The organism is Streptococcus oralis (assembly GCF_023110055.1).
GTDB classification, from domain to species: Bacteria; Bacillota; Bacilli; order Lactobacillales; family Streptococcaceae; genus Streptococcus; species Streptococcus oralis_BY.
This window is the reverse complement of record NZ_JALDVG010000001.1, coordinates 585,813-605,777: the sequence shown is the minus strand read 5'-3', so window position 1 is coordinate 605,777 and position 19,965 is coordinate 585,813. Positions and strand designations below refer to the sequence as shown.

At 39.2% G+C, this 19,965-nt stretch carries 22 protein-coding genes; 16 read left to right on the top strand and 6 right to left on the bottom strand.

Translation table 11 applies throughout. From position 1 onward, the window contains the following. Window positions 1-45 precede the first annotated feature (45 nt). Complete coding sequence (mnmE, locus tag M1G01_RS02900) at window positions 46-1,419, bottom strand: tRNA uridine-5-carboxymethylaminomethyl(34) synthesis GTPase MnmE (RefSeq protein ID WP_125398058.1); 1,374 nt, start codon at window positions 1,417-1,419, stop codon at window positions 46-48. A 134-nt stretch (window positions 1,420-1,553) separates the two neighbouring features. Next, complete coding sequence (locus M1G01_RS02895; protein WP_001117401.1) at window positions 1,554-1,736, bottom strand: 4-oxalocrotonate tautomerase; 183 nt, start codon at window positions 1,734-1,736, stop codon at window positions 1,554-1,556. A 123-nt stretch (window positions 1,737-1,859) separates the two neighbouring features. Here M1G01_RS02895 and M1G01_RS02890 point away from each other — a divergent pair, with 123 nt between their 5' ends. The 13 genes from M1G01_RS02890 to msr(D) all read left to right on the top strand — a co-directional run bounded on the left by M1G01_RS02890 (window position 1,860) and on the right by msr(D) (window position 14,724). Then, a complete protein-coding gene (locus M1G01_RS02890) occupies window positions 1,860-2,450 on the top strand; it encodes a thymidine kinase (protein WP_125391051.1) in 591 nt (196 codons plus the stop codon). Further along, a complete protein-coding gene (gene prfA / locus M1G01_RS02885; protein WP_247931134.1) occupies window positions 2,447-3,526 on the top strand; it encodes a peptide chain release factor 1 in 1,080 nt (359 codons plus the stop codon). The genes M1G01_RS02890 and prfA overlap by 4 nt, the downstream gene beginning before the upstream one ends. Continuing rightward, a complete protein-coding gene (gene prmC / locus M1G01_RS02880; protein WP_247931133.1) occupies window positions 3,526-4,362 on the top strand; it encodes a peptide chain release factor N(5)-glutamine methyltransferase in 837 nt (278 codons plus the stop codon). Before prfA ends, prmC begins: the two co-directional genes overlap by 1 nt. Then, entirely contained in the window at window positions 4,346-4,948 is a 603-nt protein-coding gene (locus tag M1G01_RS02875; protein ID WP_247931132.1) for an L-threonylcarbamoyladenylate synthase, read from the top strand. Before prmC ends, M1G01_RS02875 begins: the two co-directional genes overlap by 17 nt. 1 nt (window position 4,949) lies before the next feature. Further along, window positions 4,950-5,381, top strand: a complete 432-nt coding sequence (locus M1G01_RS02870) for a GNAT family N-acetyltransferase (protein ID WP_247931131.1) — start codon at window positions 4,950-4,952, stop codon at window positions 5,379-5,381. 59 nt (window positions 5,382-5,440) lie between these two features. Further along, a complete protein-coding gene (glyA, locus tag M1G01_RS02865; RefSeq protein ID WP_247931130.1) occupies window positions 5,441-6,697 on the top strand; it encodes a serine hydroxymethyltransferase in 1,257 nt (418 codons plus the stop codon). A gap of 7 nt (window positions 6,698-6,704) precedes the next feature. Continuing rightward, complete coding sequence (locus tag M1G01_RS02860) at window positions 6,705-7,679, top strand: nucleoid-associated protein (protein WP_247931129.1); 975 nt, start codon at window positions 6,705-6,707, stop codon at window positions 7,677-7,679. Continuing rightward, entirely contained in the window at window positions 7,679-8,281 is a 603-nt protein-coding gene (locus M1G01_RS02855; RefSeq protein ID WP_004240129.1) for a lysozyme family protein, read from the top strand. The genes M1G01_RS02860 and M1G01_RS02855 overlap by 1 nt, the downstream gene beginning before the upstream one ends. An 86-nt stretch (window positions 8,282-8,367) precedes the next feature. After that, the gene (locus M1G01_RS02850) at window positions 8,368-9,342 is read left to right on the top strand and encodes a DUF1002 domain-containing protein (protein WP_247931128.1); all 975 of its coding nucleotides are present in this window, start codon (window positions 8,368-8,370) and stop codon (window positions 9,340-9,342) included. A 73-nt stretch (window positions 9,343-9,415) separates the two neighbouring features. Beyond that, window positions 9,416-10,774: a 23S rRNA (uracil(1939)-C(5))-methyltransferase RlmD gene (rlmD, locus tag M1G01_RS02845; protein WP_247931127.1), complete on the top strand. Its 1,359-nt coding sequence runs from the start codon at window positions 9,416-9,418 to the stop codon at window positions 10,772-10,774. Between the two features lie 593 nt (window positions 10,775-11,367). Next, a complete protein-coding gene (locus M1G01_RS02840) occupies window positions 11,368-11,538 on the top strand; it encodes a hypothetical protein (protein WP_000873143.1) in 171 nt (56 codons plus the stop codon). 385 nt (window positions 11,539-11,923) lie between these two features. Further along, a complete protein-coding gene (gene mef(A), locus M1G01_RS02835) occupies window positions 11,924-13,141 on the top strand; it encodes a macrolide efflux MFS transporter Mef(A) (protein ID WP_247931126.1) in 1,218 nt (405 codons plus the stop codon). Between the two features lie 119 nt (window positions 13,142-13,260). Then, a complete protein-coding gene (gene msr(D) / locus M1G01_RS02830; RefSeq protein ID WP_000420313.1) occupies window positions 13,261-14,724 on the top strand; it encodes an ABC-F type ribosomal protection protein Msr(D) in 1,464 nt (487 codons plus the stop codon). A 117-nt stretch (window positions 14,725-14,841) separates the two neighbouring features. Here msr(D) and M1G01_RS02825 read toward each other — a convergent pair whose 3' ends face one another. Genes M1G01_RS02825 through M1G01_RS02810 form a run of 4 tightly spaced genes read right to left on the bottom strand, consistent with a single transcriptional unit; the run spans window position 14,842 to window position 16,086 of the window. After that, window positions 14,842-15,141 (bottom strand): DUF5960 family protein, encoded by a 300-nt coding sequence (locus M1G01_RS02825; RefSeq protein WP_001072467.1) that lies wholly within the window; start codon window positions 15,139-15,141, stop codon window positions 14,842-14,844. Beyond that, window positions 15,128-15,496 (bottom strand): hypothetical protein, encoded by a 369-nt coding sequence (locus M1G01_RS02820; RefSeq protein ID WP_000567222.1) that lies wholly within the window; start codon window positions 15,494-15,496, stop codon window positions 15,128-15,130. The genes M1G01_RS02825 and M1G01_RS02820 overlap by 14 nt, the downstream gene beginning before the upstream one ends. A gap of 12 nt (window positions 15,497-15,508) precedes the next feature. Next, complete coding sequence (locus M1G01_RS02815; protein ID WP_000806926.1) at window positions 15,509-15,844, bottom strand: DinB/UmuC family translesion DNA polymerase; 336 nt, start codon at window positions 15,842-15,844, stop codon at window positions 15,509-15,511. Next, window positions 15,841-16,086 (bottom strand): hypothetical protein, encoded by a 246-nt coding sequence (locus M1G01_RS02810; RefSeq protein WP_001813542.1) that lies wholly within the window; start codon window positions 16,084-16,086, stop codon window positions 15,841-15,843. Before M1G01_RS02810 ends, M1G01_RS02815 begins: the two co-directional genes overlap by 4 nt. Before the next feature lie 805 nt (window positions 16,087-16,891). On the opposite strand from M1G01_RS02810, the gene M1G01_RS02805 reads away from it, so the two are divergent. From M1G01_RS02805 to M1G01_RS02795, 3 genes are all read left to right on the top strand, one after another. Continuing rightward, window positions 16,892-17,614, top strand: coding sequence for a MurR/RpiR family transcriptional regulator (locus M1G01_RS02805; protein ID WP_049518643.1), 723 nt, complete (start codon window positions 16,892-16,894; stop codon window positions 17,612-17,614). Between the two features lie 8 nt (window positions 17,615-17,622). Further along, window positions 17,623-18,375, top strand: a complete 753-nt coding sequence (locus tag M1G01_RS02800; RefSeq protein WP_049518645.1) for a MurR/RpiR family transcriptional regulator — start codon at window positions 17,623-17,625, stop codon at window positions 18,373-18,375. Between the two features lie 148 nt (window positions 18,376-18,523). Continuing rightward, entirely contained in the window at window positions 18,524-19,954 is a 1,431-nt protein-coding gene (locus M1G01_RS02795; protein WP_125391062.1) for a 6-phospho-beta-glucosidase, read from the top strand. The last annotated feature ends 11 nt before the right edge of the window (window positions 19,955-19,965 follow it).

The following is a 19,965-nucleotide window of genomic DNA, read 5'->3' as shown; positions in this document are numbered from 1 at the left end:
AAAGACAATAAAATCCATGACCGAATGAACGATCATGGATTTTTCTTATTTTCCTAAACAGAATTGGCTAAAGAGTTGGGTGATGAGCTCATCAGGTGCGGCATCTCCAGTGATTTCTCCGAGAATTTCCCAAGTACGGGTCAAGTCAACTTGAAGCAAATCAACTGGCATCCCCAGTTCTAGCCCTTCATTAACAGCTTGTAGGCTTTCAACTGCTTTTTCAATCAAGGAAATATGACGGGCATTTGACAAGTAAGTAGCATCTTGCTCGACCAAACCAGCATTTTCAAAGAAGAGGTTGTTGATTCTATCCTCAATCTTATCAATGTTTTGATTTTTAAGAACTGAAATACGGATGACATCTTCAGGGAGTTCTGAAGTTTCAATTGCTTCAGGAAGATCAGTTTTATTAAGTAGAATAATGCGGTTGGTATCTTGGCTGATTTCTAAGAGTTGGCGATCTTGGGCAGTCAGTGGTTCACTGGCATTTAGTACTAGTAGTACCAAGTCAGCTTCCTTGAGGGCTTTTCTAGAACGTTCGACACCGATTTGTTCCACGATATCATCTGTATCCCGGATACCGGCTGTATCAATCAATTTGAGAGGAACCCCATTGATGTTGACGTATTCTTCGATGACATCACGGGTAGTACCAGCGATGTCCGTTACGATGGCCTTGTCTTCACGAAGGAGATTGTTGAGGAGGCTCGATTTACCAACGTTGGGGCGTCCGATGATGGCAGTTGAAATTCCCTCACGAAGGATTTTACCACGACGAGCTGTTCTAAGGAGATTGGTTAACAATTGCTCAAACTCCATAGTCTTCTCACGGACAACAGCAGTAGTAGCTTCCTCAACATCATCATACTCAGGATAGTCGATATTGACCTCTACTTGGGCAAGCGTATTGAGGATTTCTTGGCGAGTATTATTAATGAGGTCAGAAAGAGAACCGTCCAATTGTTTGACTGCAATATTCATGGCCTTATCTGTCTTAGCATGGATGATGTCCATCACCGCCTCAGCCTGTGTTAAGTCCACACGACCGTTTAGAAAGGCACGCTTGGTAAATTCACCCGGTTCAGCCAATCGAGCTCCTTCACGGATAGCTAGCTGGAGAATTTCATTAGTTACCGCAATCCCGCCGTGGGTGTTAATCTCGATAATATCCTCACGAGTGAAGGTCTTTGGAGACTTCATAGCTCCAACCATAACTTCGTCCATGACCTTCCCTGTCTGCGGGTCAATAATGTGACCGTAGTTGAGGGTATGGCTTGCAACCTTGCTCAAGTCTTTTCCTTTAAAAATCTTTTGCGCAATGGCAAAACTATCTGTTCCGCTCAGGCGGACAATACCAATGGCTCCTTCACCTAGTGGAGTAGAGATAGCAGCGATGGTATCAAATTCACGTGTAATCATACTATTTCCTTTTGTATTTCTTTTCTTAGGATAGGTATCCAAGCATCTCTTCAAATTGTAACAAAATTAGACTATTTCTTCAATGGATGCTACTTGGAGATTGAAAAAGCCTAAGCATTTCTGCTTAAGCTAGCTTATTTGGTGCGCATTTCTCCCTGTGGGAAGTAAGTTCCTTCTGGCATGTCGTTGATGATGACATGAACAGCTGATTGAGGGGCTCCAGTGTTGCGGACAACAGCCTCCGTTACTTCCTTAGCAAGAGCTTTCTTTTGCTCGAGCGTGCGACCTTCAAATAAATCGATGCGTACAAATGGCATAATGGTTTCCTCCGTGGATTCTTTATTTCTTTATATTTTACCATATTTTGCCATTTAAAGCTTCAGAAAATTATGATATACTAGAATGTAGCAAAAATTTAGAAATGGACGTGAAATAGAAGCATGGCACAGTTGTATTATCGTTATGGGACTATGAACTCAGGTAAAACGATTGAGATTCTTAAGGTAGCCTATAACTATGAGGAGCAAGGAAAGGGAGTTGTGATTATGACTTCGGCTCTGGATACGCGTGACGGTGTTGGCTATGTGTCGAGTCGAATCGGCATGAAACGACCTGCACTTGCGATTGAAGATGATACAGATATCTATGGCTTAATCCGAGATTTGGAAGTCAAACCCTACTGTGTTTTGGTCGATGAGGCCCAGTTTCTCAAACGTCACCATGTTTACGACCTAGCTCGTGTTGTCGATGAGTTAGACATTCCTGTCATGGCATTCGGATTGAAGAATGACTTTCGCAATGAACTCTTCGAAGGTTCCAAACATCTCTTACTCTTAGCAGATAAGATTGACGAGATTAAGACTATTTGCCAGTATTGTAAGAAAAAGGCGACCATGGTTCTACGAACTCAAGATGGTGTGCCAGTCTATGATGGCGAACAAATCCAAATCGGTGGCAATGAAACCTATATCTCGGTTTGCCGTAAACATTATTTTGCCCCTGAAATCAATAAGGAGAATAAAGAAAAATGAACATCTATGATCAACTACAAGCTGTAGAAGACCGATATGAAGAATTAGGAGAATTGCTGAGTGACCCTGATGTTGTTTCAGACACCAAACGTTTCATGGAGCTTTCAAAAGAAGAGGCTTCAACTCGTGACACAGTAACAGCCTACCGTGAGTACAAACAAGTCCTTCAAAACATCGTCGATGCTGAAGAAATGATTAAAGAATCAGGCGGAGATGCGGACTTGGAAGAAATGGCCAAGCAAGAATTGAAAGATGCCAAGGCTGAAAAAGAAGGGTATGAAGAAAAATTGAAAATCTTGCTCCTTCCAAAGGATCCAAACGATGACAAGAACATCATCCTTGAAATCCGTGGAGCAGCTGGTGGAGACGAAGCAGCACTTTTCGCTGGAGATTTGTTAACTATGTACCAAAAGTATGCGGAAGCCCAAGGCTGGCGCTTTGAAGTCATGGAAGCTTCTATGAATGGTGTCGGTGGTTTCAAGGAAGTGGTTGCTATGGTTTCTGGTCAGTCTGTATATTCTAAACTCAAGTATGAGTCTGGTGCCCACCGTGTGCAACGTGTCCCTGTGACAGAAAGCCAAGGCCGTGTACATACTTCGACAGCGACAGTCCTTGTCATGCCTGAAGTGGAAGAAGTAGAATACGATATTGATCCAAAAGACCTTCGTGTTGATATCTACCACGCATCAGGTGCTGGTGGACAGAACGTCAATAAGGTTGCGACTGCCGTTCGTATCGTTCACTTGCCAACCAATATCAAGGTTGAGATGCAGGAAGAACGTACCCAGCAGAAAAACCGCGAGAAGGCCATGAAAATCATCCGTGCGCGTGTTGCTGACCACTTTGCACAAATTGCCCAGGATGAACAAGACGCTGAGCGTAAGTCTACTATTGGTACTGGTGACCGCTCAGAACGTATTCGTACTTATAATTTCCCTCAAAACCGTGTCACAGACCACCGTATCGGCTTGACCCTCCAAAAACTAGATACCATTTTGTCTGGAAAATTGGATGAAGTTGTGGATGCCTTGGTTCTTTATGACCAAACACAAAAATTAGAAGAATTAAACAAATAATGAAATTAGCTCAATTATTTTCAGATTTTGAAGAAGAGTTGATAAGACAAGGAGAGGAAGCAGAAAGCCTCTCTTTTGTCTATCGTAGCCTGAAAAAACTCTCTTTTACAGATTTCGTCTTTGCCCTCCAGCAAGAAGTAACAGAGGAAGAAAAACAATTTGTAGAGGAAATTTACCAGCAGTTAGGGGCCCACAAACCAGCTCAGTATATCATTGGTCACGCAGATTTCTTTGGAATGCAGTTAAAAGTGGATGAGCGGGTTTTGATTCCTCGTCCAGAAACAGAAGAGTTGGTGGAACTCATCCTCACAGAAAATCCTGAGGAAAATCTTAAGGTCCTAGATATCGGGACTGGAAGTGGCGCCATAGCTCTTGGATTAGCTAAAAACAGACCAGATTGGTCAGTGACAGCAGCAGATATTTCCCAAGATGCCTTAGAGCTTGCATCAGAGAATGCTAGCAATCAAAATCTTAATATATTTTTTAAAAAATCTGATTGTTTTGCAGAAATTTCTGAAAAATATGATATAATTGTATCCAATCCACCCTATATCTCTCGTGAAGATGAGTCAGAGGTTGGTTTGAATGTTTTGCATTCAGAACCTCATCTAGCTCTCTTTGCAGATGAGGATGGCCTAGCTATTTATCGCAGAATTGCGGAAGATGCAAAAGACTATCTCACAGATGGTGGTAAGATTTACCTTGAAATTGGATACAAGCAAGGTCAAAGTGTTCCTGCGCTCTTTAGGAAATATCTTCCTGAAAAACGAGTACGAACACTCAAAGACCAATTTGGTCAAGATAGGATGGTTGTAGTTGATGATGGACAGGATTAGACAAGAGTTGGAAAAGGGCGGAGCTGTTGTTCTTCCAACCGAGACAGTTTATGGTCTCTTTGCTAAGGCCTTAGACGAAAAAGCTGTTGACCATGTTTACCAACTCAAACGTCGTCCTAGAGATAAGGCACTCAATCTTAATGTCGCTTCTCTAGAGGACATCTTGCACTTTTCAAAGAATCAGCCAACTTATCTACAAAAGCTTGTAGAGGCCTTTTTACCGGGTCCCTTGACCATTATCCTCGAAGCCAATGACCGAGTTCCCTATTGGGTCAACTCTGGTCTTGCAACTGTCGGATTTCGGATGCCGAATCACCCCATTACACTTGATTTGATTCGAGAGACAGGTCCTTTGATTGGGCCGTCTGCCAATATCTCGGGTCAGGTGAGTGGAGTGACCTTTGCTCAAATTCTAGAGGATTTTGACCAAGAGGTTTTGGGGCTGGAGGACGACGCTTTTCTAACTGGACAGGATTCGACTATTTTGGATTTGTCTGGAGACAAGGTGAAAATCTTACGCCAGGGGGCGATTAAGCGAGAAGATATTTTTGCTCGGTTGCCAGAGATTTCTTTTGAGGAGGAATGAGATGCTAAGAGATTTGCAAGAAACAGATGTGAATTCTATATGTGAGATTAACCAAGAGGCTTTGGGCTATTCTTTTAGTCCAGAGGACACAGCTAGTCAACTAGCTAGATTATCTCAGGATTCACATCATTTCCTACTTGGTTATGAGGATGCAGTTAGTCATATCCTACTTGGATATGTCCATGCTGAAGTTTATGAATCCCTCTATTCCAAAGCAGGATTTAATATCTTAGGCTTAGCGGTTTCACCTCAAGCACAAGGACAAGGTATCGGTAAAACCTTACTGCAAGGGTTGGATCAAGAAGCAAAAAGACGGGGTTATGGGTTTATCCGCTTAAACTCTGCTGATCATCGTCTGGGAGCTCATGCATTTTATGAAAAAGTTGGTTATACTTGTGATAAAGTGCAGAAACGGTTTATTCGCATCTTTTAGTTTATTTTCTTATTGAAAAACAAACTAAAGGACCAGTCACACTATAAAGGAGAAGACCTATGATTTTTGACAAAGACGATTTTAAAGCATACGATGCTGAACTCTGGAATGCTATTGCCAAAGAAGAAGAACGCCAACAAAATAACATCGAGTTGATTGCTTCGGAAAACGTGGTTTCCAAGGCTGTTATGGTAGCTCAAGGGTCTATCTTGACAAACAAATATGCCGAGGGTTACCCAGGACGTCGTTATTATGGTGGAACTGATGTAGTAGACGTGGTAGAAACTTTAGCTATTGAACGTGCAAAAGAAATTTTCGGTGCTAAATTCGCCAATGTTCAACCTCACTCAGGAAGCCAAGCCAACTGTGCGGCTTACATGGCCTTGATTAAGCCAGGTGATACCGTTATGGGGATGGATTTGTCTGCAGGTGGACACTTGACCCATGGAGCTCCAGTTAGCTTCTCTGGTCAAACCTACAACTTTGTTTCTTACAGTGTTGATCCTGAAACGGAACTCTTGGACTTTGATGCTATCTTGAAACAAGCCCAAGAAGTAAAACCAAAACTAATCGTAGCGGGTGCTTCAGCCTATTCTCAAATTATCGACTTCTCAAAATTCCGTGAAATTGCTGATGCTGTTGGGGCTAAGCTTATGGTGGACATGGCCCATATCGCTGGTTTGGTTGCAGCTGGTCTTCACCCAAGCCCAGTGCCATACGCTCATATCACTACAACAACGACCCACAAAACCCTTCGTGGACCTCGTGGTGGCTTGATCCTGACAAATGATGAGGACCTAGCTAAGAAAATCAACTCAGCTATTTTCCCTGGTATTCAAGGCGGTCCTTTGGAGCACGTTATCGCTGCTAAGGCGGTGTCATTCAAAGAAGTTTTGGATCCAGCCTTCAAGGAATATGCTGCTAATGTCATCAAAAACAGCAAGGCTATGGTTGAAGTCTTCTTGCAAGACCCTGATTTCCGTATCATTTCTGGTGGTACTGAAAATCACCTCTTCCTAGTGGATGTGACTAAGGTTGTTGAAAACGGAAAAGTGGCTCAAAACTTGCTGGATGAAGTTAATATTACCCTAAATAAAAACTCAATTCCATACGAAACCTTGTCACCATTCAAGACAAGTGGAATTCGTATCGGAGCAGCAGCCATCACTGCACGTGGATTTGGTGAAGAAGAAAGCCGTAAAGTGGCTGAACTCATCATTAAAACCCTTAAGAATGCAGAAAATGAATCTGTCTTAGAAGAAGTGAGAAGTGAGGTCAAAGCGTTGACAGATGCCTTCCCACTATACGAGGACTAATACTTTTATGGACATTTATATTAAGAAAGCTATTATCCATCAGTTCAGCCCAGATGATACTGAGCTGTTTCTAGCGGATAAATTTCTCAATATCACTCCAAAAATCGAAGAATACCTGCGCAAAAAAATCGAACGTGTGTATTCAGATGAAGCCAAGACTGGGATTTTCGAAGAAGAAAATCCCTTCTTCAATCACATCACAGAGGATTTGTTGGAGACATCAGTAACACTGGCTAATCTCTGGAAAGAGGAGTTCAGCATTTCTGAAAATCTCAAGACCAATGACTTGGTTTTTGTTGAGTTTTCTAAAGAAGGCGTTGAACATTTTGCTTTTTTGCGAATTGCTCTGCGTGAGACCTTGACCCACCTTGGTGGAGAAGTTGATAACCCAATCAAGCTAACTCAGAATAACCTACCTGGATTTGGAACGGGGGCTGATGAGGCCTTGGTGGTCAATCTTCAAAGTCGCAAGTACCATCTCATCGAAAAACGCATCAAGTATAATGGGACTTTCTTGAATTATTTTTCAGAAAATCTCCTAGCTGTTGCTCCCAAGATTTCACCCAAGAAATCTATCAAGGAACTGGAAAAAACGGCTCAGAGAATTGCAGAGTCCTTTAACACAGATGATTTTCAGTTTCAATCCAAGGTCAAATCAGCGATTTTCAACAATCTTGAAGAAAACAATGAGTTGTCTCCTGAGAAATTGGCTAACGACCTTTTTGATAATAATCTGACAGCTCGCTTGAGCTTTATCGACCAAGTCAAGGAAGCTGTACCAGAACCAGTCCAGTTTGATGAAATTGATGCCAGTCGTCAGCTCAAGAAATTTGAAAACCAAAAACTTTCCTTGTCAAATGGAATTGAACTCATCGTTCCCAATAACGTATACCAAGACGCCGAGTCTGTTGAGTTTATCCAAAATGACAATGGAACCTATTCTATTTTAATCAAAAATATCGAGGATATTCAAAGTAAATAATGTTTAAATTTATAAGAAGAGTGCTTGTGCTAGCAGTCTTCCTTTTCGCTGGATACAAAGCTTATCATATCCATCAGGATGTTAAACAAGTCATGACCTACCAACCCATGGTTCGAGAAATCTTGAGCGAAAGAGATACTCCAGCCAATGAAGAGTTGGTGCTCGCTATGATTTATACTGAAACGAAGGGAAAAGAGCGGGATGTCATGCAGTCTAGTGAGTCTGCTAGTGGCGCCACCAATACCATCAAAGACGATGCCTCTAGTATTCGCCAAGGGGTTCAGACTCTAACAGATAATCTCTATTTGGCACAGAGCAAAGGAGTAGATGTCTGGACCGCCGTTCAAGCCTATAATTTTGGACCTGCCTATATCGACTTTATCGCTCAGAATGGCAAGGAAAATACACTGGCCCTAGCCAAGCGTTACTCCCGAGAAACGGTCGCTCCAATCCTTGGTAATACTACAGGGAAGACCTACACCTATATCAACCCTATTTCTATCTTTCACGGTGCCGAACTCTATGAAAATGGTGGAAATTATTACTACTCGAGACAGGTTCGCTTTAATCTCTATATCATGAAATTCTTTAATTTCTTTTAAACATCTGGTTTGACCAGGTGTTTTTCACTATAAGCTTTCTTTAAGATTGTTTTATTACCCTAGAAAGGTAAAGGAGGGAATATCCCATGAGAAAGAAATTCTTTCTAACAAGCGCTGCAGTATTGTGGGCCGCAACAGCTATGACAAGCGTCCACGCAGCAACTGATGTTCAAAAAGTAATCGATGAAACCTATGTACAGCCTGAATATGTGCTTGGTTCTTCTCTATCTGAGGACCAGAAAAACAAAACCCTTAGCAAACTTGGCTATGACGCATCAAAAGACACCAAGGATATCAAAACTATGACACCTGATATCTATTCGAAAATTATGAATGTGGCTAATGATGCTAGCCTACAACTCTATTCGTCGGCTAAAATTCAAAAGCTGGGGGATAAGTCACCTCTAGAGGTCAAGATTGAAACGCCTGAAAATATCACCAAGGTGACGCAGGATATGTACCGTAATGCAGCAGTGACCCTGGGAGTTGAGCATGCAAAAATCACAGTTGCAGCTCCTATTCCCGTTACTGGTGAGAGTGCCCTAGCAGGGATTTACTACTCGTTAGAGGCCAATGGTGCTAAAGTACCACAAGCCAATAAAGACTTGGCCCAAGAGGAGTTAAAAGCCTTATCTGATATCAATGCTGAAAACAAGGACAAGTCAGGCTACGATGCCAATAAACTCAATGTGGCTTTGGCAGATATCAAGGCAGGAATCGCAAAGGCAAAAGAAGCCAAAGGAAATCTGACAGAAGAAGATGTCCGCAAAATCGTTGAAGACACGCTAAAAAACTACAAACTTGATCAGGTTATAACAGGAAACCAGGTCAACATCATCATCAATTTTGCACTTAACCTCTCGAAGAGTGACATCTTGAACAATGCTGATTTCACTAAAACCCTAAAAGACCTCAAGGAAAGCATTGTTTCCCAAGCTGGAGATAGCTTTAAAAATATCAACCTCAACTTTGATGCCAATAAAGCGCTAGAAGACGGGGGCAACTTCTTTAGCTCCCTTTGGCAAGCCATTGTCAACTTTTTCAAGAGTTTTGGTGCTTAGGTCATTTCATGATATAATAGATGGTAACAGAAATGTTGCCGTCTTTTTTGTCGGCCGATAGAAAGTGAAAAATATGTTAAAGAAAAATGATATTGTAGAAGTTGAAATTGTTGATTTGACCCATGAAGGTTCTGGAGTTGCCAAGGTAGAAGGCTTGGTCTTTTTTGTAGAGAATGCTCTTCCGACTGAGAAAATTCTTATGCGTGTCCTTAAAGTCAATAAAAAAATTGGCTTTGGGAAAGTTGAAGAATACCTTGTTCAATCACCTCATCGTAACCAAGATTTAGATTTGGCTTACCTGCGTTCAGGAATTGCTGACTTGGGGCATCTTGCCTACCCAGAACAGCTCAAGTTTAAAACCAAGCAAGTCAAAGACAGTCTCTACAAAATTGCTGGCATTAGAGATGTAGAGGTCGCTGAAACGCTGGGTATGGAACATCCAGTCAAGTACCGAAATAAGGCACAGGTGCCCGTTCGTCGAGTGAATGGTGTCTTGGAAACAGGATTTTTCCGTAAGAATTCGCACGACCTCATGCCCCTTGAAGATTTCTTTATCCAAGATCCTGTCATTGACCAAGTCATAGTAGCCCTTCGAGATTTGCTTCGTCGTTTTGATTTAAAACCTTATGACGAAAAGGAACAGTCTGGCTTGATTCGAAATCTTGTGGTGCGTCGCGGGCACTATTCCGGACAAATCATGGTTATCTTAGTGACTACACGTCCTAAAGTTTTCCGAGTGGAGCAGTTGATTGACCAACTTATCAAGCAGTTCCCAGGGATTGTGTCTGTCATGCAAAATATCAATGACCAGAATACCAATGCGATTTTTGGTAAGGAGTGGAAGACTCTTTATGGTCAAGACTATATTACGGACCAGATGTTGGGAAATGACTTTCAAATATCTGGGCCAGCCTTTTACCAGGTCAATACAGAAATGGCAGAGAAACTTTATCAAACAGCTATTGACTTTGCAGAGTTAAGGGAAGATGATGTGGTGATTGATGCCTACTCAGGAATTGGAACGATTGGATTGTCTGTTGCGAAACATGTAAAGGAAGTCTACGGTGTTGAAGTGATTCCAGAAGCCGTGGAGAATAGCCAGAAAAATGCTAGTATAAATGGCATCACTAATGCCCACTATGTATGTGATACAGCTGAAAATGCTATGAAGAATTGGCTCAAGGAAGGTATCCAACCAACCGCTATCCTAGTCGACCCACCAAGAAAAGGCCTCACAGAAAGCTTTATCAAGGCAGGTAGTCAAACAGGAGCAGACCGCATTGCTTACATCTCCTGCAATGTCGCAACCATGGCGCGTGATATCAAACTCTACCAAGAGTTGGGATATGAGTTGAAGAAAGTCCAACCGGTGGATCTGTTTCCTCAGACGCACCACGTCGAGTGTGTGAGTTTGTTAGTGAAACGTAGTTAATCCTCAAAAGGTTCCCCGAACCTTTTGAGTTCCACAAACGCATCATGTTGAGGCGGTAAGTTTGCTAGTCAAGGAGTAAAACGACGAAGATTAGCATTTACTTCCGCCCATGCGATAGCTGTCCGTGATTGACAAGTGCTAGCACGCAGACAGAACGGAGATAGCGAACCGCTGAGTGTGTCGCTCTGCTCGTAAAAGCTTAGAAACCTTTGAACGAAAGGGATAATGAAAGCCTTGATTGCAAGGCTTTTTGCTTTATGGTGGGTAAGTATCAGAGTGAGAAAATTTTTGGAATGAGTAGAAGTGATAGCTAGAAATTATCAGTTTCTATTTCCATTTACCCTGTGGGTACGTGTTTGTTTCCATTGACAAGGAGTTTGTGGGAATAGAAATGTACCCACCTTGTTTGAATCAAGTGAAGTGTAGTTGAAGGAAATCTGTTGAAAGCAATACTTCATTTTACCGAATAAGTAATAATTTAGGCAACTTCAAATCGATTAAAAAAAACTATTTTAAAGGTTAAGAGTAGACAAAAATTGTCCACTCTTTTTTGCAAACTCAATTTATCAATAAATGAAATGAGGGAATGTAAAATGAAATATTTTGAGGTTGAGTTAGAAAATCCTGATGAATTTTTAAAACTACAAACAGAAGATTTTGTGAAAGCTAATCGCTTGCTACTAAGGAAGATAATCCAGAGCGTTACAGTCTATGAAGAAAACTTCGTCATATCCTTTAAATCTGGCATCGAATTGGAAGTATGAGTCTCATTCCATAACTTTTATATTGAACATATCATCTTGTTGTGTTATACTATAAATTGATATAAACAAAGATGTAGGAGGAACCGAAACTATGACAGCCTCAATGCGTTTAAGATAAGCTGGCAATAAAAAAAGCAGAATCTATACCCGATGATAGGCTTTTTTGTTGTGCTTATTTATACGATATTGAGCATTCATTAGTTACGGTGAGGATATTGGTTATTTAACTATACCTTTATTTAACTATGTCTTTAATATGAATGTTTCCAAATTGTATGTATGCAGACCAAAAGCCACATTGTGGGGTTTGGCCTGCATTTTTTATTGCCTAGAATGCTATTCAAAATAGAAATTCAAGCAAAATAATATGCAGGAGATAATATAAATGGAAAAATACAACAATTGGAAACGAAAATTTTATGCAATATGGGCAGGGCAAGCAGTATCATTAATCACTAGTGCCATCCTGCAAATGGCGATTATTTTTTACCTTACAGAAAAAACAGGATCTGCGATGGTCTTGTCTATGGCTTCATTAGTAGGTTTTTTACCCTATGCGATTTTGGGACCTGCCATTGGTGTGCTAGTGGATCGTCATGATAGGAAGAAGATAATGATTGGTGCCGATTTAATTATCGCAGCAGCTGGTGCAGTGCTTGCTATTGTTGCATTCTGTATGGAGCTACCTGTCTGGATGATTATGATAGTATTGTTTATCCGTAGCATTGGAACAGCTTTTCATACCCCAGCACTCAATGCGGTTACACCACTTTTAGTACCAGAAGAACAGCTAACGAAATGCGCAGGCTATAGTCAGTCTTTGCAGTCTATAAGCTATATTGTTAGTCCGGCAGTTGCAGCACTCTTATACTCCGTTTGGGATTTAAATGCTATTATTGCCATCGACGTATTGGGTGCTGTGATTGCATCTATTACGGTAGCAATTGTACGTATACCTAAGCTGGGTAATCAAGTGCAAAGTTTAGAACCAAATTTCATAAGGGAGATGAAAGAAGGAGTTGTGGTTCTGAGACAAAACAAAGGATTGTTTGCCTTATTACTCTTAGGAACACTATATACTTTTGTTTATATGCCAATCAATGCACTATTTCCTTTAATAAGCATGGAACACTTTAATGGAACGCCTGTGCATATTTCTATTACGGAAATTTCCTTTGCATTTGGGATGCTAGCAGGAGGCTTATTATTAGGAAGATTAGGGGGCTTCGAAAAGCATGTATTACTAATAACAAGTTCATTTTTTATAATGGGGACCAGTTTAGCCGTTTCGGGAATACTTCCTCCAAATGGATTTGTAATATTCGTAGTTTGCTGTGCAATAATGGGGCTTTCGGTGCCATTTTATAGCGGTGTGCAAACAGTTCTTTTTCAGGAGAAAATTAAGCCTGAATATTTAGGACGTGTATTTTCTTTGATCGGAAGTATCATGTCACTTGCTATGCCAATTGGGTTAATTCTTTCTGGATTCTTTGCTGATAAAATCGGTGTAAATCATTGGTTTTTACTATCAGGTATTTTAATTATTGGCATTGCTATAGTTTGCCAAATGATAACTGAGGTTAGAAAATTAGATTTAAAATAAACAATATTGGAGGAATATTTATGTATCTTATTTTCATGTAACTCTTCCTGCTAAAATCGCAGGGTTTTCCCTGCATACAAGCAAATGAAAGCATGCGATTATAGACAGGAGGAAATGTTATGGAATTAATATTAAAAGCAAAAGACATTCGTGTGGAATTCAAAGGACGCGATGTTTTAGATATAAATGAATTAGAAGTATATGATTATGACCGTATTGGTTTAGTAGGAGCAAATGGTGCTGGAAAAAGCACTTTACTCAGGGTACTTTTAGGAGAATTAACTCCCCCAGGATGTAAAATGAATCGTCTGGGTGAACTTGCCTATATTCCCCAGTTGGACGAAGTAACTCTGCAGGAGGAAAAAGATTTTGCACTTGTAGGCAAGCTAGGTGTTGAGCAATTAAATATACAGACTATGAGCGGTGGTGAAGAAACAAGGCTTAAAATAGCACAGGCCTTATCGGCACAGGTTCATGGTATTTTAGCGGATGAACCTACGAGCCATTTAGACCGTGAAGGAATTGATTTTCTAATAGGACAGCTAAAATATTTTACAGGTGCACTGTTAGTTATTAGCCATGACCGCTATTTTCTTGATGAAATAGTAGATAAAATATGGGAACTGAAAGATGGCAAAATCACTGAGTATTGGGGAAACTATTCTGATTATCTTCGTCAGAAAGAGGAAGAACGTAAGAGCCAAGCTGCAGAATACGAACAATTTATTGCGGAACGTGCCCGATTGGAAAGGGCTGCGGAGGAAAAGCGAAAACAGGCTCGTAAAATAGAACAGAAGGCAAAAGGTTCTTCAAAGAAAAAAAGTACTGAAGACGGAGGGCGTTTAGCTCATCAAAAATCAATAGGAAGTAAGGAAAAAAAGATGTATAATGCTGCTAAAACCCTAGAGCACAGGATTGCGGCCTTAGGAAAAGTAGAAGCTCCGGAAGGCATTCGCAGAATTCGTTTCAGGCAAAGTAAAGCATTGGAGCTCCATAATCCATACCCTATAGTCGGTGCAGAAATTAATAAAGTATTTGGGGATAAGGCTCTGTTTGAAAATGCATCTTTTCAAATTCCGTTAGGAGCAAAAGTGGCGTTAACTGGTGGTAATGGAATCGGAAAAACAACTTTAATCCAAATGATCTTAAACCATGAAGAAGGAATTTCTATTTCGCCTAAGGCAAAAATAGGTTACTTTGCACAGAATGGTTACAAGTACAACAGTAATCAGAATGTTATGGAGTTTATGCAGAAGGATTGTGACTACAATATATCAGAAATTCGTTCAGTGCTAGCATCTATGGGGTTCAAACAGAACGATATTGGAAAAAGTTTATCTGTTTTAAGCGGTGGAGAAATTATAAAATTGTTGCTTGCTAAAATGCTCATGGGTAGATATAACATCCTAATAATGGATGAACCCAGTAACTTCCTTGACATACCAAGTTTAGAGGCTTTGGAAATACTAATGAAGGAGTACACCGGAACTATCGTGTTTATCACCCACGATAAACGATTACTCGAAAATGTAGCAGATGTAGTTTATGAAATTAGAGATAAGAAAATAAATCTGAAACATTAAATTTAAGGTAGTCGCTGGTCAGTATAGTCTGTTCTGGTTGGCGACTCCATTGTTAAAGAGTATAAAGACTTTAGATTTTATGAATATTAAAAATAGGAACAGTCAATTGAACTGCTCCTATTTTTCTGCTAAATATATTGTAGTTTTCTTATATGTATAATGATAGATTAGCGGATTCTCATCTACGGTACTTACTTCAAATATGAAGAAGTGATCGCGGTTATCTCTGGACTTTTCCTTATTGAGGACAAAGTAATTCTTACGTGAAGTCGCCATTGTTTTTAGGATATCATCAGTTAGGAAGGTCAATGGAATATTCATGTTAGAGTAGCGGTAGAAGTCACGTTCAAAATCTTGGTAGCTCTCGCTATAATAGTCCATTTGTAGGTGATTACGCTGAAACTCAAGCTGATTCATAGAGCACCTCCTCGACAAGTTCAATACTAATAATGTCTTTTAATTTCAAATTGATGTGACCTGTTGTAGTTTTTATCAAAATGAAATCTTTGGTCAGACTTGGTATTGTTCCAGTGTAGGAAACACGCTTGTTTTTTTCAATCACTTGAATGCGTGTGCGTAGCTGCCCGGCGTATACTTGACTGAGGAGTAATAATTTCTTCTCTAGTGATAAGTCAGACATGTACGTTACTTTGTTTGTATCATCAGAGAGTGCTGATGCATGTTCAGATAGGAAAAAGCCCATCCATTTTTGCATCTTTGTATCCTGGTACTCTCTTGCTGATTGAAATGGTAAATATGAACGGTCAATCATATCAAATCCTTTCTATGCAGAGGCAAGGGTATTTTTATCAAATTGAATCGTAAAACCTTGAATTCCCCCACCTGTGTAACATTCTTTAAAGCGATTGATTACCTCAGTATAGATTATCACAGATGAGCTTGTTGGCTTAATGCTAAATGTAAATTCCAATGGTAATCGGTTTTCAGATTTAGCATGTACTAGTCGTATCGATATTTCAGTTGTTTTGAGTTTTCTCTGACGAAGTTTTGAAGTTGCTGTTTCAACGATTCCATGTAAAAATCTTTCAAGCATTTCAATATCATTACATCCTTTGCTACGGATTTCTGAAAATTGTACTGTATTTTTTTCTTGTTTCATTTTAATCCCTCCAATCCACCCGCGGAATGACCACCGATAAGTTTACTGCGTTCAATATTTCTGGAACCTTCAGTTAGGACGGTTCCTTTTTGTATGGCTAAAAAACCAAACTGTTCTCTGACAACATCAATAGCTGTCTGAAGTCTATTATCTTTTTCAATTTGTTCTACATCATCAAAGAGTGATAGTAGAGTATAGCTTTCATCTACGAAGCCACTATAAGATACACCAATTTGTCTCACTGCACCAGAGGTGTATTTTTTCGGAATAATACAAGTACATGACTCACCATTGTTTTGGGGAGATTTGCGGGTTCAATTTTATTCTGAGCATTTATAGATTTTTTCATCTCAGTCCTAGAATAGCCAATATGAATAGAAACGACAGTAGTCAATACTAGGGCTACTGTTCCGTTCCACAGTATCATTTAAAAATCATTTTCACACCCTTTCGTCTATTAGTATAGAAGAAAGCTCTCAGCACATGTCGAGTGTGTAGCTTTGCTTGTAAAAGCCTAGAACATTTTGATAAATCGCAATAATGAAAAGCCTTGGTTTCAAGGCTTTTTGTATTGGCGTGGGGGAGTATTATAGTGAGAAAATTTTTGGAATGAATAGAAGTGATAGCTAGAAATTATCAGTTTCTATTTACATTTACCCTGTGGGTATGTGTTTCTTTCCATTGACAAGGAGTTTGTGGGAATAGAAACGTCCCCACCTTACATATCTCCAGAATGGGCGATTGAAATTGAGACAATTTAATAGAGATAAGCTCTTGTTATGTTTCTTTTAAGTCAATAAACTAACAATACTCAAAGTATGCTCAAAAATATGATATAATCTAGGACATAAGGCAATACTGTTTTAAAGTATTTTCTCTTAACCATGTCTCGTTAGACAAATCTGATTCGTCTGGTTTTCTAATGGATTTTAATGCTGACTTGGTTTTATAGCCATTATGCTCTCCATTATTTTAGTGTAGAACACTTTGGTTATTAGTTTTTTGTTACATTGTAAGCAAATCAATAGAGATAGAAAAAGGAATTATATGTTTAGTTATGAGGTTGTAGCAAGTTTTAACGACTTAGAAAATGCTATTTATACAACTATTTTAGAAAATGAAAATATATCCTCTATGACAATCAAGGAATTGGCCCAACTTGCACATGTATCAGTTGGAACCGTACAACGATTTTGCAAGCATCTAGGATTTGATGGATATAGCCATTTTAAGATTGCTTATAAAGAATATTTAAAAAATGAGCAAATTATTTTAAACAATCAAGACAATCATTCTTTGAAGTTATTCATTGATTATACTGAGCAAGATACTTTTTTGCAGCTGATTATGGAGGCTGTGGCAATCTTAAAGAACGTTGAACAGATTGTTTTTGTCGGAATTGGTTCCTCTGGAACTTTAGGTCGATATGGAGCGCGCTATTTTTCAAATATTGGCAAATTTAGTATGTGTATTGAAGATCCTTGGCAACCAGTGCTACAAAACAGTATGGAAAAAACTTGTGTCATTGCCTTATCCGAATCTGGTGAGACTTCTCAAACATTGAAAATTGTACAAAAATTAAAGGAAAAAGGTTGTCCAGTTATTGCCATCACAAATACATTGGAATCAACATTGTCAAGGCTATCTGATTGCTCCATAACCTATCATGTTCCTCAATTATTTTTAAATGGGTTTAATATTACGACGCAGGTACCTGTTATTTTCATTATTGAAATGTTAATGAAACAACTATATACTACAAAAGCATAAGGGTGTCTATGAATTTATTTGATTATCATAAAGTAAAAGGGCTAAATAATAGTGAATTAAGCGTGTATAATTTTATATTGCAACATAGAGATAAAGTTGCTACGATGACTATCAGAGAGCTATCGACATCTATAAATCTATCGACAACAACCATCATTCGTTTTGCGAAAAAGATGGGATTTGATAGCTACAATGATTTAAAGTATGTCTTGTCAAGGTCAGAAGATAAGGAAAATAAACATCGTCACTACTTTCCTATTGATATTCCAGCAATACAATTTTTACAGACTAGTGTTCAAGATGAAGCTTTAAAAAAACAACTATCAGAGATAGCAGACTTGATCGTTCAAGCCAAACAAGTTATCTTTTTAGGGGTGGGTACTAGTCTAAGTTTGGCAGAATATGGCTCATATCTTTTTTCTGGAATCGGTATTTTTAGCTTTGCTATCACTAACCCATTTTATTCTCTGAAATTGCATCATTCTAATTTGGAGGATGTTTTGGTTATTGCTCTAAGTGTCAGCGGTGAGACAGAAGAAGTTCTAACTCTGGTACAGGGATTCAAAGAAAGAAATGCTAAGATTGTTAGTCTGACAAATACAGATATTTCCACTTTATCACAGCTATCGGATATAAATTTATCCTACTTTATGCCAGTTGCCTATGCAGATTCCTCGCTACGTTCCACTAATTTGACCACTCAGATTCCAGTTGTCTATTTTTTAGAATCCTTACGTTACCAAGTTTATTTAAAAAAATAGGAGTGAAAACTCTTGTTTTTTTTATGTAACAAATATTGTTCGACTGTACATTTATTTTCTATCTCAATATCTATTGTCAGCAGGTACAGTATGTTATAAAATAGACTTGTTCATAGCGCTAGTACAAAATACAGAAAGGATTGGTAAAATGGCAAAAATACCAGAAGGCTTTTTATGGGGTGGGGCAGTTGCTGCTCACCAAATTGAAGGAGGATATGATAAAGGTGGAAAAGGCATTTCGATAGCCGATGTGATGACAGTTGGAAGTGCTAGCCACTCTCGACAGATTACTGATGGCGTCTTACCTGACGAATATTATCCGAATCATGATGCAATAGATTTTTACAGAACCTATAAGGACGATATACAATTATTCGCTGAGATGGGATTTAAGTGTTTTCGAACTTCGATTGCCTGGACTCGTATCTTCCCAAATGGAGATGAAGAAGAACCTAACGAAGAAGGGTTGAAATTTTATGATGATTTATTTGATCAGCTTCTAGCTCATCAAATTGAACCGGTCATCACACTCAGTCACTTTGAAATGCCCTATCATCTAGTTACTAAGTATGGTGCTTGGCGTAATCGCAAGTTGATTGATTTCTTTGTTCGTTTTGCGAAAGTCGTCATGGAACGATATAAGGACAAAGTTAAGTATTGGATGACCTTTAACGAGATCAATAATCAAGGTGCAATTAATGTTCCTTGGTGCTCATGGACTAATTCTGGTGTCATTTATCAAGAAGATGAAAATCCAGTTGAGGTACTACAGCAGGTTATCCATTATCAGTCAGTGGCTTCTGCAAAAGTTGTACAATTGGGTCGGAAAATCAATAAAAATTTCAAAATTGGTTGTATGCTGGCAATGGTACCATTTTACCCGAATACATGTGATACAAAAGATATACTTGCTAGCCAGAAGGCAATGGAGCATCGTTTATTTCACTATGGAGATCTTCATGTTTTTGGAGAGCGTCCTTACTATATTGAGGCCTTTTGTCGAAAAAATAATATCAAACTGGATATTATACCAGAAGATCTAGAAACTCTAAAAGAAGGTTGTGTAGATAATATTGGCTTGAGTTACTATATGAGTGATACAGTGACTGCTACAGCATCTGAGGAAACAGAAGAACTTTTCAAAGATGTTTACACTAAGAAAAACCCCTATATTGAATCAAGCGATTGGGGTTGGCAGATAGACCCTGAGGGATTACGCTATAGCTTAAATCTTTTATACGATCGCTATCACTGTCCGCTTTTTATAGTTGAAAATGGATTCGGTGCTTATGATAAGGTAGAGCCTGATGGAATCCATGATTCTTACCGCATTGATTACCTCAAACAACACATTGAACAAATGATGTTAGCGATTGAAGAAGATGGCGTAAATGTCATTGGTTATACCCCTTGGGGCTGTATCGATATTGTTAGTGCTGGTACAGGTGAAATGGAGAAGCGTTATGGCTTTATCTATGTCGATAAGAATAATAATGGCGAAGGAACTTTGCAACGAATGAAGAAAGATTCCTTTACATGGTATCAAAAAGTGATTGCATCAAATGGAAACGAATTATAAGGAGTAATTAA

What these genes read in the sequence shown, in the direction of transcription:
- mnmE (WP_125398058.1), bottom strand. Translation starts at nt 1,419, where the DNA reads ATGATTACACGTGAATTTGATACCATCGCTGCTATCTCTACTCCACTA.
- M1G01_RS02895 (WP_001117401.1), bottom strand. Translation starts at nt 1,736, where the DNA reads ATGCCATTTGTACGCATCGATTTATTTGAAGGTCGCACGCTCGAGCAA.
- M1G01_RS02890 (WP_125391051.1), top strand. Translation starts at nt 1,860, where the DNA reads ATGGCACAGTTGTATTATCGTTATGGGACTATGAACTCAGGTAAAACG.
- prfA (WP_247931134.1), top strand. Translation starts at nt 2,447, where the DNA reads ATGAACATCTATGATCAACTACAAGCTGTAGAAGACCGATATGAAGAA.
- prmC (WP_247931133.1), top strand. Translation starts at nt 3,526, where the DNA reads ATGAAATTAGCTCAATTATTTTCAGATTTTGAAGAAGAGTTGATAAGA.
- M1G01_RS02875 (WP_247931132.1), top strand. Translation starts at nt 4,346, where the DNA reads ATGATGGACAGGATTAGACAAGAGTTGGAAAAGGGCGGAGCTGTTGTT.
- M1G01_RS02870 (WP_247931131.1), top strand. Translation starts at nt 4,950, where the DNA reads ATGCTAAGAGATTTGCAAGAAACAGATGTGAATTCTATATGTGAGATT.
- glyA (WP_247931130.1), top strand. Translation starts at nt 5,441, where the DNA reads ATGATTTTTGACAAAGACGATTTTAAAGCATACGATGCTGAACTCTGG.
- M1G01_RS02860 (WP_247931129.1), top strand. Translation starts at nt 6,705, where the DNA reads ATGGACATTTATATTAAGAAAGCTATTATCCATCAGTTCAGCCCAGAT.
- M1G01_RS02855 (WP_004240129.1), top strand. Translation starts at nt 7,679, where the DNA reads ATGTTTAAATTTATAAGAAGAGTGCTTGTGCTAGCAGTCTTCCTTTTC.
- M1G01_RS02850 (WP_247931128.1), top strand. Translation starts at nt 8,368, where the DNA reads ATGAGAAAGAAATTCTTTCTAACAAGCGCTGCAGTATTGTGGGCCGCA.
- rlmD (WP_247931127.1), top strand. Translation starts at nt 9,416, where the DNA reads ATGTTAAAGAAAAATGATATTGTAGAAGTTGAAATTGTTGATTTGACC.
- M1G01_RS02840 (WP_000873143.1), top strand. Translation starts at nt 11,368, where the DNA reads ATGAAATATTTTGAGGTTGAGTTAGAAAATCCTGATGAATTTTTAAAA.
- M1G01_RS02825 (WP_001072467.1), bottom strand. Translation starts at nt 15,141, where the DNA reads ATGAATCAGCTTGAGTTTCAGCGTAATCACCTACAAATGGACTATTAT.
- M1G01_RS02820 (WP_000567222.1), bottom strand. Translation starts at nt 15,496, where the DNA reads ATGATTGACCGTTCATATTTACCATTTCAATCAGCAAGAGAGTACCAG.
- M1G01_RS02815 (WP_000806926.1), bottom strand. Translation starts at nt 15,844, where the DNA reads ATGAAACAAGAAAAAAATACAGTACAATTTTCAGAAATCCGTAGCAAA.
- M1G01_RS02805 (WP_049518643.1), top strand. Translation starts at nt 16,892, where the DNA reads ATGTTTAGTTATGAGGTTGTAGCAAGTTTTAACGACTTAGAAAATGCT.
- M1G01_RS02800 (WP_049518645.1), top strand. Translation starts at nt 17,623, where the DNA reads ATGAATTTATTTGATTATCATAAAGTAAAAGGGCTAAATAATAGTGAA.
- M1G01_RS02795 (WP_125391062.1), top strand. Translation starts at nt 18,524, where the DNA reads ATGGCAAAAATACCAGAAGGCTTTTTATGGGGTGGGGCAGTTGCTGCT.